The sequence below is a fragment of the Mycolicibacterium moriokaense genome (assembly GCF_010726085.1).
GTDB lineage: Bacteria > Actinomycetota > Actinomycetes > Mycobacteriales > Mycobacteriaceae > Mycobacterium > Mycobacterium moriokaense.
Genome location: NZ_AP022560.1, coordinates 929,993 through 943,944 on the forward strand (window position 1 = coordinate 929,993; position 13,952 = coordinate 943,944).

The window sequence follows — 13,952 nt, forward strand, 5'->3', positions numbered from 1 at the left end:
GCTCACGTCAACGCATCTGTCCGGCACCGGAATACGGATATGGACTCGTGAGCAGGTCGCCTTCGACGAACCGCGACAACCGGAAGTCGGTTTCGGGGATGCGCGGGTCGCCGCTGTGGCCGTCGATGACGAGGTCGGCGATCAACTTCCCGACGGCCGGCGCGATCTTGAATCCATGGCCACTGAATCCGGCGGCGATCACCAGGCCGTCGACGTCGGTCCTACTGATGACCGGGTTCCAGTCGGGTGTGACGTCGTAGCAGCCGGCGTAGCTGCCGGTGATGGCGGCCGCGGTGAAGCCGGGGAACCGGGTGCCGACGCGTTCGACGGTGTTCTCGACGAACGCCTCGGTGGCGCGGTTGAGATAGGCGTCGGGGTCGGCGTCCTCGACGTCGGACAGATCGCTGTTTCCGAACAGCAGCTCACCGCCCAGTTCCGGGCGAATGTATTGCAGTGACACCAGGTCAGAGAATACCGGCACACTGCCCAGTTCGACGCCAGGCGCGATGGTCACGAGTTGTTCGCGAACCACCCGGATGGGCATGTCGATGCCGTACGGCGCGAGGAACGGCTTGGTCCAGACACCGGTCGCGACCACAACGGTGCCCGCGGAGATCTCGGTGCCGTCGGCCAGTCGCACCCCGGTGACCTTGCCGCCGTCGATCAGCAGATCGGTCACGTTGGCGCCCTGCAGAATCCGCACACCGGCCGCCCGTGCCGACACCGCGAAGGCCTGTGCCGTCTGGTAGGCGTCGCCGTAGCCGCCGCGTGCCTCCCACGCGAACGCCTCGAACGGGGTGAGGTCCGCATGCGGCCACAGCCGGGCGACTTCGGCCGCGTCGATCTCCTCGGTCTGCACGCCGACGGCACGCTGCGCCGCGAGGCTCTTGCGCAGCGCGTCGGCGTCACCTGCGCCGACCCCGACCACATAGCCGCTCTGCCGGAATCCGATATCGAGTGCGTGATCCCCGAGAAAATCCTGAGCCCTCTCGAACACCTCGAGGCCGACAGTCGCCATCGCGGCCAGTGAGCTGACACCGTAGTGGCAACGCACGATGCCGCTGGACTTGCCGGTCATACCGGACGCGACGGTATTGCGTTCGGCCACGATCACATTCGTGACGCCGCGCTGCGACAGCGCCCACGCCGCGGCGGCCCCCTCGATGCCGCCGCCGACGATCACCACATCCGCGGTCGTCGTCATCGGCCCGGAATCCATTCGGTGCCGGCCAGCGGAACGCGGGCCATCGCCGCAGCCTCGATGGTGACGGCCACCAGGTCCTCGGGTTCGAGATGGCAGACGTGCGACTTACCGCAGGCCCGCGCGATCGTCTGCGCCTCCATCGTCAGCACCCGCAGGTAATTGGCCAGCCGCCTGCCCCCTTCGACCGGATCGAACCGCGCCGCCAGCTCGGGGTTCTGCGTACTGATTCCGGCCGGGTCGGTGCCGTCCTGAAAGTCGTCGAAGAACCCGGCGGCGCTGCCGAGCTTTTCGTATTCGGCGGCGTAGCGCGGGTGGTTGTCGCCAAGAGCGATCAGGGCCGCGGTGCCGATGGCGACGGCATCCGCTCCCAACGCCAGCGCCTTGGCGACGTCGGCGCCGTTCCGGATGCCGCCCGACACGATCAGCTGGACCTTTCTATGCACCCCGAGTTCCTGCAACGCCTGCACCGCCTGCGGCACCGCCGCGAGCGTCGGTATCCCGACGTGCTCGATGAACACCTCCTGCGTCGCCGCCGTGCCGCCCTGCATGCCGTCGACCACCACGACGTCGGCACCCGCATGCACCGCGAGCTTCACGTCGTAGTAGGTGCGGGTGGCGCCGACCTTGACGTAGATCGGCTTCTCCCAGTCCGTGATCTCCCGCAGCTCGTTGATCTTGATGGTCAGGTCGTCGGGGCCCGTCCAGTCGGGATGCCGGCACGCCGACCGTTGATCGATGCCTTCGGGCAGGGTGCGCATGTCCGCGACGCGTGGCGAGATCTTCTGCCCCAGAAGCATTCCGCCGCCTCCGGGCTTGGCGCCCTGGCCGAGCACGACCTCGATCGCGTCGGCCTTGCGAAGGTCGTCGGGATTCATCCCGTATCGCGACGGAAGGTATTGGTAGACCAGGTACTTGCTCTGGCCCCGTTCCTCGGGGGTCATCCCGCCGTCTCCCGTCGTGGTGGACGTGCCGACCTCGCTGGCGCCGCGACCCAGAGCCTCTTTCGCCGGGCCGGACAGCGCCCCGAAGGACATGCCCGCAATGGTCACCGGAATATCAAGGTGCAGTGGGTGTTTGGCGTGGCGATCGCCGAGCACCACATCGGTGTCGCACCGCTCGCGGTAGCCCTCCAGCGGATACCGTGACATCGACGCGCCGAGGAACAGCAGGTCGTCGAAGTGGGGCAGCGGGCGCTTGGCGCCCCACCCGCGGATGTCGTAGATACCGGTCTCGGCGGCGCGGTGGATGGCCGCGATCGTCGACCTGTCGAAGGTGGCTGATTCGCGTAGGCCCAAGCGGGCGCGATCGTCGGCGGTGTAGCTCATCAGTAGGCCGCCGCGTTGTCGACGTGGAAGTGGTACAGCGAGCGCGCCGACCCGTAGCGGGTGTAATCGGCGGTGTCGTCATCGAATCCCGCTGCCGCCAGCAGCGCTTCGAGTTCGGCGTGGTGTTCCGGCCGCATCTCCTTGGCGACGCAGTCGGCGCCGAGCGATGCGACGTCGCCGCGGACGTAGAGGCGGGCCTCGTAGATCGAGTCCCCGAGCGCCTCGCCGGCGTCTCCGCGCACGACGAGTCGGCCCGCCTGCGCCATGAAGGCACTCATGTGCCCGACGTCCCCGCCCACCACGATGTCGACCCCTTTCATCGAAATGCCGCACCGTGCAGCGGCTCTGCCCTCGATCACCAGTAGTCCGCCGTGTGCCGTGGCGCCCGCGGACTGGGACGCGCTGCCCTTGACCCAGACGGTCCCGCTCATCATGTTCTCGGCGACGCCGGTGCCCGCATTGCCCTCGATCGTGACGTGGGCCTGTTGGTTCATGCCTGCGGCGTAGTAGCCGACGTGGCCGTCGATCCGCACCCGTATCGGCGCATTGAGGCCGACCGCGACGTTGTGTGCGCCGTCGGGGTGCGCGATGACGAAGTCGCCCGACAGGCCGGGCGCATGCAGTGCGGCGTTCACCTCGCGCAGCGGGGTGGTCGCCAGGTCGAACGCGGTCGCTGTCACCGTCGCCACGCGTAGATCACCTCCGGTTCGGGTTCCCAGATCCTGGCTGCCTCGACACCGGGAAGCCCCGCCAGGGCGCGGTATTCGCTACCCATGGCCACCCAGTCATCGGTTTCGGCGATGACGGCGGGCTTACATGCGATGGCGTCGCGGACCACGGCGAACGAATCCCGGTTGGACACCAGCAGTGTGTAGAAACCGTCGAACACCGCGCACAGCTCCTTGAGCGCGGCCTCGACATCCCGTCCGTCGGCCAGCTGCTTGGCGATGAAGCGAGCACCGACCTCGGTGTCGTTCTCGCTGTCGAATGTCACTCCGGCCGCGCGTAATTCACGGCGAATGGTGGCGTGGTTGGCGAACGACCCGTTGTGCACCATGCACTGCTCGGGCCCGACCGCGTACGGGTGACAACCCGCGGGCGTCACCGCCGACTCGGTCGCCATCCTGGTGTGGCCGACGCCCTGCCAGCCCTGCGCCTTCGCCAGCCCCCAGCGCTCGGTGAGCACCCGGGGATGGCCGACACCCTTGAGGACTGCGAGGTCGGCGCCGAAGCCCGCGACGAGCGCATCCGGGTAGGCCGCCCTCGCGGCGGCGAGGATCTCCTCCGAAGGACCCTGGGCGGTAAGGAGATACGTGGCATCGAGCTGGGTGACGTTCACGCCGAGCGTTGCGGCCACCGCGTCCGGGCTCGCGTCGACCTCGAGCAGCGAGACGCAACCGTGCCCGGGTGGCGACCACGTCGGATCGCCGTAGATCGCGACACCGGACGAGTCGCTGCCGCGATCGCCCATCTCGCACAACATGCCGGTCACCAGCTCCCCGAGCTGCGGGTGCAGGTCGGGATTGCGCAGGTGCAGGCCCACAATGCCGCACATCGGTCGAATCCTCTCGTCTTAGAAGGCGGTCAGGTAGTGGTCGATCTCCCACGGCGTGACGGCACTGTGGTAGGCGAAGAACTCGTCACGCTTGATGCTCGCGAAGTAGGAGGCCACACCCTCACCTGCGGCGTCGAGCACCCCGGTGATGACGGGGTCGGCCTCGAGTTCGTCCACCGCGTGCAGCAGCGTCGGTGGCAGCGCCGAACGTCCCAGGGAGCCAACATCTCCGGGGTCGGTGCTGCGTTTGATGCCGTCGATACCCGCACCGAGTGTCGCCGCGATCGCCAGGTAGGGGTTGGCCGACCCGTCGCCGCCGCGCAGTTCGACCCGCTGATCGTCGGGCACGCGGATGTAGTGCGTGCGGTCGTTGCCCCCGTAGCTTGGCGTGTTGGGCGACCACGAGGCGCCGGACGCGGTGCCGGTCGCGCGGGTCCGCTTGTAGCTGTTGACCGTTGGCGCGACGACGGCCTGCAACGCGCAGGCATGTTCGAGGATGCCGCCGATGAACGAGTAGGCGGTCTCCGAAAGTCCCAGCCCGCGCGCGTCGGGCTCGTTCGCGGGAAACACCGGCGATCCGCCGCTGGTCAGCGAAAGATGAAGGTGTAGACCGCTTCCCGTGCGGTCGGCGAACGGCTTGGGCATGAAGGTCGCGATCATGCCGCGCTCGGCGGCGATCATCGACAGCAGGTAGCGCAGCGTGACGACGCGGTCCGCGGTGGTCAGTGCGTCAGCGAACTGGAAGTTCTGCTCGAACTGGCCGTTGCCGTCCTCGTGGTCGTTGGCGTAGTTGGACCAGCCGAGCCGGTTCATCGCCGTCGAGACCGCGGTGAGGTGGTCGTACATCCGGGTGACACCGCGGGCGTCGTAGCAGGGTTGCGCGGCGGTGTCGGCCGCATCGGCGGTGGACAGTGTGCCGTCGGCACCGCGGTGCAGCAGGAAGTACTCGACCTCAGCGCCGACCCACGGTTCGAACCCCGCGTCGGACGCCTGCGCGATGATCGACTTGAGGATGACCCGGGGTGCGTAGGGCCACGGTTCGCCGTTGACGTGCGGGTCGCAGTGCACGATCGCCAGCCCCTCCTTGAGGAACGGGATCGGGGTGAAGGACCCGGCGTCCGGGATGGCCATCATGTCTGGGTCCTTGGGTTCCTGGCCCATGGCGCCGACGGCGTATCCGGCGAAACCGACGCCCTCGGTGGCGAGCAGATCGACGGCCTCGACCGGCACCAGCTTGGCGCACGGCTTGCCGCGCAGGTCGACGAACAGCGCGAGGATGAACTTCGTCCCGGACTCTTCGGCCAGAGATGCGAGATCGTTGGACATTGTGCGGAAACCTTGTCTCTTCTCAGGAAACACCATACCGACGGACCGCCCGGCGCGGCCAGCGCAACCGCCCAGAGGCTGGGCCGTTCACTGTCAGTAACCAATGTTTCTGTTACGTAGACAAGCGCACGATGTTGCCTGCACGTTAAAAACCGGTGGGTCGCTAGAGTTTCAGCGATGAGACTTGATCGACGGTGGTGGGTCGCCATCGGCGTCGTTGTCATCGCCGCCGTCGCGGTCGTGCTGTCCAACACCGTCTTCAACCGGACGTCCGAGGACTGCAAGCAGGTGCAGGCCTTCCTCGAGTTCAACAAGAGCCAAGGCGACTTGATCGACTCGAAGGCCAGCGACAGCGACCCCGCCGTGCCGACGGTGGCCGAGGATGCCGTTTACCAGCAGTGGGCCGATGGCCTCGCGCAGCGCGCCCAGGAGATAAACGATCCAAACCTGGCGTCCACAGCCATCCAGGTCGCCCACGCCGCCTCGCAGTTCGTCGCCATGCTGCCGCGGATGCGGATCGAGGCAGAAAACCACAAGCCGGGCACGCCCGCGCCGCCGGTGTACTTCGAGATGACGATGCTGAACAAGCGCATCACCGACGGCCTCACCGAACTGTCGGACGCCTGCGACTGACGGCTGCGAGTGCCCGAGTCCCGCCTGGGCGACCGGCGGAGAAAATCGAATGCGCCAAACCCTTATCCTTGATGGGACTGTGCTGGACCGATAGGCGCGGTCCCAACCATTTGAAAGGCATGCCCAGTGGCGCTCGTCGTCCAGAAGTACGGTGGATCCTCGGTTTCCGACGCCGAGCGGATCCGCCGCGTCGCCGAGCGCATCGTCGAGACGAAGAAGGCCGGCCACGACGTGGTCGTGGTCGTGTCCGCGATGGGCGACACCACCGACGACCTGCTCGATCTGGCCCGTCAGGTGTCTCCCGCGCCCCCGGCTCGCGAGATGGACATGCTGCTGACGTCGGGTGAACGCATCTCCAACGCGCTGGTCGCGATGGCCATCGACTCGCTGGGCGCCCAGGCCCGCTCGTTCACCGGATCGCAGGCCGGCGTGATCACCACCAGCACGCACGGCAACGCCAAGATCATCGACGTCACCCCCAGCCGACTGCAGGACGCCCTCGCCGAGGGGCTGATCGTGCTGGTCGCCGGGTTCCAGGGCGTCAGCCAGGACAGCAAGGACGTCACCACGCTGGGCCGCGGCGGGTCGGACACCACCGCGGTGGCGCTGGCCGCGGCGCTGAACGCCGACGTGTGTGAGATCTACACCGACGTGGACGGCATCTTCACCGCCGATCCGCGCATCGTGAGCAACGCCCGCCACCTCGACACCGTCAGCTTCGAGGAGATGCTCGAGCTCGCCGCGTGTGGCGCCAAGGTGCTGATGCTGCGATGCGTGGAATACGCGCGTCGCTACGACGTTCCGATTCACGTCCGCTCGTCGTACACCGACAAGCCAGGGACTCTTGTCAAAGGATCGATGGAGGACATCCCGATGGAAGACGCCATTCTCACCGGCGTAGCGCACGACCGCAGCGAGGCGAAGGTGACCGTCGTCGGTCTGCCCGACGTTCCCGGGTATGCCGCCAAGGTGTTCCGCGCCGTCGCCGACGCCGACGTGAACATCGACATGGTGCTGCAGAACATCTCCAAGATCGAGGACGGCAAGACCGACATCACGTTCACCTGCTCGCGCGAGAGCGGACCGGGCGCCGTGGAGAAGCTCACGTCTCTGCAGGACGAGATCGGCTTCTCCAAGGTGCTTTACGACGACCACATTGGCAAGGTGTCGCTCGTCGGGGCGGGGATGCGCAGCCATCCCGGTGTCACCGCGCGGTTCTGCGAGGCGCTCGCGGAAGTCGGGGTGAACATCGACCTGATCTCCACGTCTGAGATCCGAATCTCGGTGCTGGTCAAGGACACTGAGCTGGACAAGGCGGTCGTCGCGCTGCACGAGGCGTTCGGCCTCGGCGGTGACGAGGAAGCCGTCGTCTATGCGGGGACGGGACGCTAATGGTCAACATCGGTGTAGTCGGCGCGACCGGGCAGGTCGGCCAGGTCATGCGCACGCTGCTGGAGGAGCGCGATTTCCCCGCGACCAGCGTGCGGTTCTTCGCGTCGGCGCGTTCGCAGGGCAAGAAGCTGCCGTTCCGCGGCCAGGAGATCGAGGTCGAGGACGCCGCGACCGCCGATCCCACCGGCCTGGACATCGCGCTGTTCTCGGCGGGCGCGACGATGTCGCGGGTGCAGGCACCGCGGTTCGCGGAGGCGGGCGTGGTGGTCATCGACAACTCGTCGGCGTGGCGCAAGGACCCCGATGTGCCGCTGGTGGTCAGCGAGGTCAACTACAAACGCGACGCCGGGCGTCGACCCAAGGGCATCATCGCGAACCCGAACTGCACGACGATGGCCGCGATGCCGGTGCTCAAGGTGCTGCACGACGAGGCGTCCCTGGTGCGCATGATCGCGTCGACCTACCAGGCGGTGTCGGGCAGCGGGATCGCCGGTGTCGAAGAGTTGCACGCCCAGGCCAGCGCCGTGGTCGCGAACAGCAAGGAATTGGTGGCCGACGGTAGCGCACTCGAATTCCCTGCAGCCTCGAAATACGTTGCGCCGATTGCGTTCAACGTGGTGCCGCTGGCGGGCTCCTACGTGGATGACGGATCCGGGGAGACCGACGAGGATCAGAAGCTACGCAACGAGAGCCGCAAGATCCTCGGCATTCCCGACCTTCTCGTGAGCGGGACGTGTGTGCGCGTGCCGGTGTACACGGGACACTCGCTGTCGATCAACGCCGAGTTCGCCGAGCCGCTGTCGGTGGCGCGCGCCAGTGAGCTGCTTGCGGATGCGCCAGGCGTGAAGCTGGTCGATGTGCCGACTCCGCTGGCGGCCGCGGGTATCGACGAGACGCTGGTCGGCCGTATCCGCCAGGACCCCGGCGTGCCGGACGGTCGTGGGCTTGCGCTCTTCCTGTCGGGTGACAACCTGCGAAAAGGCGCGGCGCTGAACACGATTCAGATCGCCGAGTTGCTGGCCGCCGAGCTCTAACCGCCGTTGCGCCGGTCAGCAGGTCTGCTCGCGGTAGTTCTCTGCTGGAGTTTGGTCTTGCCGGCTGCCGCTTATGCCGATCCGCCGGTCCCCGCGCCGGACCCGATCCTGCATCCACTCGCTCCGGGGCAGGTCGTGCGGATCGCACCGACTGCCGGAACGGGCACGCCCACTAGGGATTACGGTATCGGCGCCACCGACCTCTGCGAGTTCATGGAGTTCCCGAGCGGCATCCTGCAGGTCTGCGGCGACAGCTTCGCCGGTCAGGCCGTCGGCTTCGGTGGCTGGTACTCACCCATCGCGTTGCACGTCGAGACGGATTCGATCGACGACCCGAGTGGGGTGCGCTACGACGGCGTGACGGGCACCGACCGGCCGCTGCTGGCGGACCCCACCGAGCCCGGCACGTCGCAGCTGCCCGCCGGTGTGGTGCAGATCAACCGTGAGAACTACATGATGGTCACCACGGTCCGCGACCTCAATCCGCTGAGCTCTCGGTTGGTGAAAGCCGATCCCGCGCAGGGCAATTGGCCGACGCTACCGGGTTCAGAGCGCGACGCAGCCTATGTGGACTCGCGACAGTCGCAGATCAGCGGCTACTACGACCCGATCCCGAAGTCGGATTCCGAGAGTGGCTGGGTGTACATCGTCGCCAACAACTTCGACCGCACCGGACCGATGGTGCTGTACCGCGCCCAGCCCGAGACCTTCACCGACCGCTCCAGTTGGCAGGGCTGGTCGCAGGACCTGGGCTGGGGACATGCGCCGACGCCGTTGTGGCCGGACATGACCGGCGAGATGAGCATCCGCCAGATCGACGGCAAGACGGTGCTGTCGTACTTCAACGCCACCACCGGGAACATGGAGGTGCGTGTAGCCCACGACCCGACGGGCCTGGGTACCGCACCGGTGACGACAGTCGTCGTCGCCACGGAATGGCCGGATCCCGCGGAAGACCTTGGGCCACCGGAGAACAACCGGCTGGCGCAGCCATACGGCGGATACATCTCGCCAGGCTCCACACTGGACGAGCTACGGGTTTTCGTCAGCCAGTGGAACACCACTCCCCGCGGCGGGACGCCGTATCGGGTCATCCAATTCGCGGTGAACCCGTTCAAGCCCTAATCGGCACCCAAACCGCGTTCGTGTTCTTCGACCAGCCAGCGGGCCACATCCGCGAGCTTCATGTTGACGTCCTGTGAGGCGCGGGTCAGCATGGCGAACGCCTGAACACCCGTGAGGTTGTTGCGCTGCATCAGCAGCCCTTTGGCCTGACCGATGATGTCGCGACTGGCCAGACCGGCGTGGAATTGCTGTTCGGCGGCCGCACCCGCCATTGCGACGGCGGCGTGCTGAGCCAGGATCACTCCGATATCCACTGAATCCTCGGTGAATCCGCCGGCTTCGGTGCCATACAGATTGAGGGCGCCAAGATTGTTGCTGCGCACGAACAGTTGAAACGACAGCAAGCTTCGGACACCCAGTTGCAATGCTGCAGTGGCGAACTGAGGCCAGCGGACGTCACCGTTCATGTCGTTGATGTGCACCGTGCCGTGCTCTTTGAGCGCCGAGAGACACGGCCCGTCTCCCAACTCCGTCTGCAGATCGTCGAGTTTGGCAACGATCGGGTCGGTCGGCACCTCGGGGATCACCCGCCTGCCTTCGATGAGAGAAATGCCCGCCCACCGAGCGCCGGGAACGATCTCTGCGGCCGCGTCGACGATCGTGCGCAAGGTGTCGGTGCTGCCCCGCTGGGCCTGCATCTCCACCGCAAGATTGCCCAGCGTTTGCGCCAGCGGGTGACCGGTTCCGTCCGGCATAAATCAGGTATACCCCGAGCGGGGGGCGTTTAGTCAACGGTCAATGCGCAGGTCTGCGTCGTCCCCCCTGGTAGGGCGCCATGAACTCGGCGAGGACGCCGACCAACGCCGGAATGGCGTCGCACGCGATGACCTCGTAGCCGTGCGTGCTCAATGTGGGCAGACACAGCAGACCAGCCCTCGGCGAGAGGCCGGAAGCCTTTGCATGAGAGGCGTCCGACTCGAACGCACCCAACACCGCCGGCTGCGGGCGCAGGCCACGCTCGGTGGCGATCTGCATCAATCGGTCCGCGATGTTCTTGTCGTAGACGCACTCGGCGTCGCTGTAGGCGATGATCGGCCCCCCGCTCACGCTCGTGCCGTACTCCGCCTCGGTCGGGCCGACTTCCAGCGCCAGCGTCAAATCGCCGGGCAGGGAGCGGCTCGCGTACGAGCCGCCGACGCCGCCGATCTCCTCGCTGGTGGTGAAAACCACGTACACATCGGCGTTCGGACGCCGGTTGCCTGCGCGCAAAGCTCGCACCGTCTGCAGCAGGGCGGTTGCGGGTGCGCGATCGTCCATGAAGTACGAACCGAGGTAGTCGCCGAATTCGACCAATGTGCGCCTGCTGCTTTCGATGCACACCCGGGTGCCTGGCCGTATGCCCGCCTCCGCCAGTTCATCGGTGGTGCGGCCGGTAAAAACATAGACGTGGGACCAGTCCAGCGCCTTGTCGCCCTGGTCGGGTTTGGTCTCCCAGATCCGTTGGCTTTCCCTCGTGGTGTGTTCCGAGCCCAAAGACAGTACGCCGCAGAGGATTTGATTATCACCGAGGATCGCGACAGGGCCGAGGCCGAAATTGGCGGGGTACATCGTGCCCAGTTGGCTCACGTGCAGAGTGCCATCGGATTCCACGCGTTTGACGAGCATCGACAGTTCATCCATGTGCGCCATGACCCTCAGTGCTGAGGCGCCCCCACTGCCGCGAATGAGGCCAACCACGTTGCCGGCCTCGTCGATCCACGACTCATCGACGCAGGGGGCCAGCTCGCGCAGACACACCTCGCGAACCGCGTCCTCCTGGCCGGACGGGCCATACGCCCACAACAGCTCTTGCAAGAGGTCGCGGTCAAGCTCGGTTTGACCGGTCACTAGCTGGACTTCTTGCCGCCTTTGCGCCCGGCTGCCTTCTTTTGCGACTGGTTACCGCCACTGCCGCTACCGCTGCTGCGGCTGCTTTGGCTGCTGCCAGAACTCTTGCCGCCTCTGCTCGAGGCGCCCGGTGAGTTCGCGATCGCCGCCGCGCGCGACTTGCTCATGCCCTTCTCGCGCAGTCCCTCGTATTGCTTGTCGTTCTTGACGCTGGATCCGTGGTCTTTGGCCATCGTCCTGCTCCTTCCGAACGAGGTGATGGGTACCCGATTGGGATCGGGGACACACGTCCGGCGGTCACGGTCCTGGCGTGAGCCCCTTGGTGGCCGGACCTTCGATCAGAGTTCCGTCGGGTGCGAACCGCGAGCCGTGCAGCGGGCAATCCCATGAGCAGTCGGCGTCGTTCCACTTCACGATGCCGCCGAGGTGCGGGCACACCGGTGAGACGATGCGGGTCACGCCGTCGACCTTGCTCTTGGCTTGCAGGTGCCAGGGCGGCCCGCTGACCACGCCTTGGCCTTCGCTCGGGGTCGCCCCGGAGGCGGTGATCGGCGAGACCCATCCCTTCGCCAGGTTGATCCCCACCTCGAGGTTCGCCATCAGGGCGGTGGTGATGCCTGCGGCCTCGTGCGGGCTCCAGCTCGCGAACGCGCGCCGCCAGTCCATCCGGCCGCCGAGAATCTGCGACGAAAGCGCCAGTGCCGCAGCGACACCGTTGGACATGCCCCACTTGTCGAATCCCGTGGCGACGAAGAGCTTTTCGAACTTGGGCAACAGCGGCCCGACATAGGGGAGTTCGTCCACCGGGTGGTAGTCCTGCGCCGACCAGAAGTGGGTCTGGACGGCACCGGGATAGTGCAGCGCAGCCCATTTCGCGAGGTCCTCGATGTCCGCGGCAGGCGAATCTGCACGGCCGACGGTGTGCCCGGCGCCGCCGACGACGAGCTTCTCGCCGTCCGCGGTCGGCGCGTAACGCACCGACCGGGTCGGCGAATCGACCGAAATGAACATCGGTCGGGTGATGTCGCCGGGCACGTCGAAGGCCAAGCAGTAGGAGCGCTGCGGCTTCACGCGTGCGAAGAATCCGCCGCGATCCAGAATCGGAATGCCGGTGGCCAACACACACTGCGCGGCGGTGATCGAAATCTGTTGCTGCTGTGGATCTTCGGCTGATGCCGGAACCCGCACCGAAATCCGCAGTGGTCCCGTGCCTGAAATCGACGCGACCCGCACACCCTGGAGCAGAGTGCCGCCGTTGGATTCGAGTTCGGTCACCAGGCTGTTCAGGTACGGCATGGGGTCGACCTGCGCCTGGTCACGCAGTCGCACGCCGCCCCGGAACGGGAAGGGCACGTCGGCCTGATCGACCCACTCGGCATCGTCGAGTCCCGCTTCGCGGCACGCCTGCAGAACCGATTTGGCGGTGTCGACACCGTCCACGTTCTGCGCGTATGCGAAATCGTCCTCGCGCTGCACGTGCAGGCCGTGGTCCTCGTAGTAGCGGAGCAGCCAGTCGCGGCCCTCGGCGTTGCCGGTGACGTAGTCCCGCAGGATGTCTTGCCCGTGCTTGGAGGCGATACGTGACAACTTGGTGCCCTGCAGCAGGCTGACTTTCCCGGTGGTGTTGCCGGTGGCCCCGGCCCCGACGTGTCGGGCTTCGACGACGGTCACCCGCTTTCCCGCCCTGGCCAGCAACACAGCCGTTGTGAGGCCGGTGATTCCGGCGCCGACGATGACCACGTCCGACGACGTTCGGACGCTTTCGATATCGGACAGCGTCGTGACGGGTTCGGTCTGGTCGGCGAGCCACAGCGAGGACATGAGGCCAGACCTACCCGGCGTGCGTCTGATCAAACGTGAGACGCCGGTTGTAACCGCACGGCGGGAATTCGGCCGCGATCGCACCATGGCGTTACCACACGCCGCGGTGTGGGTCGCCGCCCTTACCTGACGGATAGCAAAACCTTCCCGGACAGAAGCGAAGTCTGGCCTGCGAGCGATTACGGTCGCCCCGCGATCTCGGGACTATTTCTTCAGCAACGACGCACCGATACGAAACTCCCGAGAGGAACCCCAATGACCAAGTCCATCAAGACCTTCAAGTACGCCGCGACGGTCGTCGGTGCGCTGGCCGTGCTCGCCATTGCTCCCGCGACCGCGTTCGCCACTGACAACGACGATTCCGGCCCCGGCGGCTGCAACTACACCGACGCCGACGGCTACAACATCCCGATCCACAACGGAGAAGACGTCTACGTCGACGGCAAGATCGTCTCGTGCCGCAACGGCTCGGTCGTCGTCACCACGCCGCCGCCCGCACGGGGATCCGACGTGCGCGCCCCGTTGGCAGGGGGCAACCTGTCGGTGCTGACCGAGCCCGGCACGTCTTCGGAGCCCTCCAGGCCGGTGACTCCGAAGCGTCCGCTGTTCGACAAGGCGCCGGTCCTGATCGCGACCCCCTGACCAACTGAATATTCGGCCCGCCACCATTACCGGGTGGCGGGCCGAACTCGTCGGGGCGTACACAGCGG

General features: G+C 66.6%; 14 protein-coding genes. 5 read left to right on the forward strand and 9 right to left on the reverse strand.

Going from position 1 to position 13,952, the window contains the following annotated elements; translation table 11 throughout:
* Positions 1-7: 7 nt before the first annotated feature.
* Genes G6N43_RS04470 through glnT form a run of 5 tightly spaced genes read right to left on the reverse strand, consistent with a single transcriptional unit; the run spans position 8 to position 5,410 of the window.
* The gene (locus G6N43_RS04470) at positions 8-1,204 is read right to left on the reverse strand and encodes an NAD(P)/FAD-dependent oxidoreductase (protein WP_083154810.1); all 1,197 of its coding nucleotides are present in this window, start codon (positions 1,202-1,204) and stop codon (positions 8-10) included.
* Complete coding sequence (locus G6N43_RS04475; protein WP_083154808.1) at positions 1,201-2,529, reverse strand: FMN-binding glutamate synthase family protein; 1,329 nt, start codon at positions 2,527-2,529, stop codon at positions 1,201-1,203. Before G6N43_RS04475 ends, G6N43_RS04470 begins: the two co-directional genes overlap by 4 nt.
* Positions 2,529-3,218 (reverse strand): GltB/FmdC/FwdC-like GXGXG domain-containing protein, encoded by a 690-nt coding sequence (locus tag G6N43_RS04480; RefSeq protein WP_083154806.1) that lies wholly within the window; start codon positions 3,216-3,218, stop codon positions 2,529-2,531. The genes G6N43_RS04475 and G6N43_RS04480 overlap by 1 nt, the downstream gene beginning before the upstream one ends.
* On the reverse strand, positions 3,206-4,084 hold the full coding sequence (locus G6N43_RS04485) for a class II glutamine amidotransferase domain-containing protein (protein WP_083154804.1): 879 nt from the start codon (positions 4,082-4,084) through the stop codon (positions 3,206-3,208). Before G6N43_RS04485 ends, G6N43_RS04480 begins: the two co-directional genes overlap by 13 nt.
* An 18-nt stretch (positions 4,085-4,102) precedes the next feature.
* Complete coding sequence (gene glnT / locus G6N43_RS04490) at positions 4,103-5,410, reverse strand: type III glutamate--ammonia ligase (RefSeq protein ID WP_083155000.1); 1,308 nt, start codon at positions 5,408-5,410, stop codon at positions 4,103-4,105.
* A gap of 177 nt (positions 5,411-5,587) precedes the next feature.
* Here glnT and G6N43_RS04495 point away from each other — a divergent pair, with 177 nt between their 5' ends.
* From G6N43_RS04495 to G6N43_RS04510, 4 genes are all read left to right on the forward strand, one after another.
* Positions 5,588-6,043, forward strand: a complete 456-nt coding sequence (locus G6N43_RS04495; RefSeq protein WP_083154802.1) for a hypothetical protein — start codon at positions 5,588-5,590, stop codon at positions 6,041-6,043.
* A 126-nt stretch (positions 6,044-6,169) separates the two neighbouring features.
* Positions 6,170-7,435, forward strand: a complete 1,266-nt coding sequence (locus tag G6N43_RS04500; protein WP_083154800.1) for an aspartate kinase — start codon at positions 6,170-6,172, stop codon at positions 7,433-7,435.
* On the forward strand, positions 7,435-8,469 hold the full coding sequence (locus G6N43_RS04505; protein ID WP_083154799.1) for an aspartate-semialdehyde dehydrogenase: 1,035 nt from the start codon (positions 7,435-7,437) through the stop codon (positions 8,467-8,469). Before G6N43_RS04500 ends, G6N43_RS04505 begins: the two co-directional genes overlap by 1 nt.
* Before the next feature lie 57 nt (positions 8,470-8,526).
* Complete coding sequence (locus G6N43_RS04510) at positions 8,527-9,594, forward strand: DUF4185 domain-containing protein (protein ID WP_407664888.1); 1,068 nt, start codon at positions 8,527-8,529, stop codon at positions 9,592-9,594.
* Here G6N43_RS04510 and G6N43_RS04515 read toward each other — a convergent pair.
* From G6N43_RS04515 to G6N43_RS04530, 4 genes are all read right to left on the reverse strand, one after another.
* The gene (locus G6N43_RS04515) at positions 9,591-10,289 is read right to left on the reverse strand and encodes a GAF and ANTAR domain-containing protein (RefSeq protein ID WP_083154798.1); all 699 of its coding nucleotides are present in this window, start codon (positions 10,287-10,289) and stop codon (positions 9,591-9,593) included. The genes G6N43_RS04510 and G6N43_RS04515 overlap by 4 nt on opposite strands.
* A 40-nt stretch (positions 10,290-10,329) precedes the next feature.
* A complete protein-coding gene (locus G6N43_RS04520) occupies positions 10,330-11,421 on the reverse strand; it encodes a M42 family metallopeptidase (protein ID WP_083154796.1) in 1,092 nt (363 codons plus the stop codon).
* Positions 11,421-11,654: a DUF7218 family protein gene (locus G6N43_RS04525; RefSeq protein WP_083154794.1), complete on the reverse strand. Its 234-nt coding sequence runs from the start codon at positions 11,652-11,654 to the stop codon at positions 11,421-11,423. The genes G6N43_RS04520 and G6N43_RS04525 overlap by 1 nt, the downstream gene beginning before the upstream one ends.
* A 64-nt stretch (positions 11,655-11,718) precedes the next feature.
* Positions 11,719-13,242 (reverse strand): FAD-dependent oxidoreductase, encoded by a 1,524-nt coding sequence (locus tag G6N43_RS04530; RefSeq protein WP_083154792.1) that lies wholly within the window; start codon positions 13,240-13,242, stop codon positions 11,719-11,721.
* A gap of 255 nt (positions 13,243-13,497) precedes the next feature.
* Here G6N43_RS04530 and G6N43_RS04535 point away from each other — a divergent pair, with 255 nt between their 5' ends.
* Positions 13,498-13,884: a hypothetical protein gene (locus G6N43_RS04535; protein WP_083154790.1), complete on the forward strand. Its 387-nt coding sequence runs from the start codon at positions 13,498-13,500 to the stop codon at positions 13,882-13,884.
* Positions 13,885-13,952: the final 68 nt, after the last annotated feature.

Bases quoted from the DNA above. Each gene is read 5' to 3' on its own strand.
- G6N43_RS04515 (WP_083154798.1), bottom strand. From the start codon at position 10,289: ATGCCGGACGGAACCGGTCACCCGCTGGCGCAAACGCTGGGCAATCTT.
- G6N43_RS04530 (WP_083154792.1), bottom strand. From the start codon at position 13,242: ATGTCCTCGCTGTGGCTCGCCGACCAGACCGAACCCGTCACGACGCTG.
- G6N43_RS04535 (WP_083154790.1), top strand. From the start codon at position 13,498: ATGACCAAGTCCATCAAGACCTTCAAGTACGCCGCGACGGTCGTCGGT.
- G6N43_RS04475 (WP_083154808.1), bottom strand. From the start codon at position 2,529: ATGAGCTACACCGCCGACGATCGCGCCCGCTTGGGCCTACGCGAATCA.
- glnT (WP_083155000.1), bottom strand. From the start codon at position 5,410: ATGTCCAACGATCTCGCATCTCTGGCCGAAGAGTCCGGGACGAAGTTC.
- G6N43_RS04495 (WP_083154802.1), top strand. From the start codon at position 5,588: ATGAGACTTGATCGACGGTGGTGGGTCGCCATCGGCGTCGTTGTCATC.
- G6N43_RS04505 (WP_083154799.1), top strand. From the start codon at position 7,435: ATGGTCAACATCGGTGTAGTCGGCGCGACCGGGCAGGTCGGCCAGGTC.
- G6N43_RS04525 (WP_083154794.1), bottom strand. From the start codon at position 11,654: ATGGCCAAAGACCACGGATCCAGCGTCAAGAACGACAAGCAATACGAG.
- G6N43_RS04485 (WP_083154804.1), bottom strand. From the start codon at position 4,084: ATGTGCGGCATTGTGGGCCTGCACCTGCGCAATCCCGACCTGCACCCG.
- G6N43_RS04470 (WP_083154810.1), bottom strand. From the start codon at position 1,204: ATGACGACGACCGCGGATGTGGTGATCGTCGGCGGCGGCATCGAGGGG.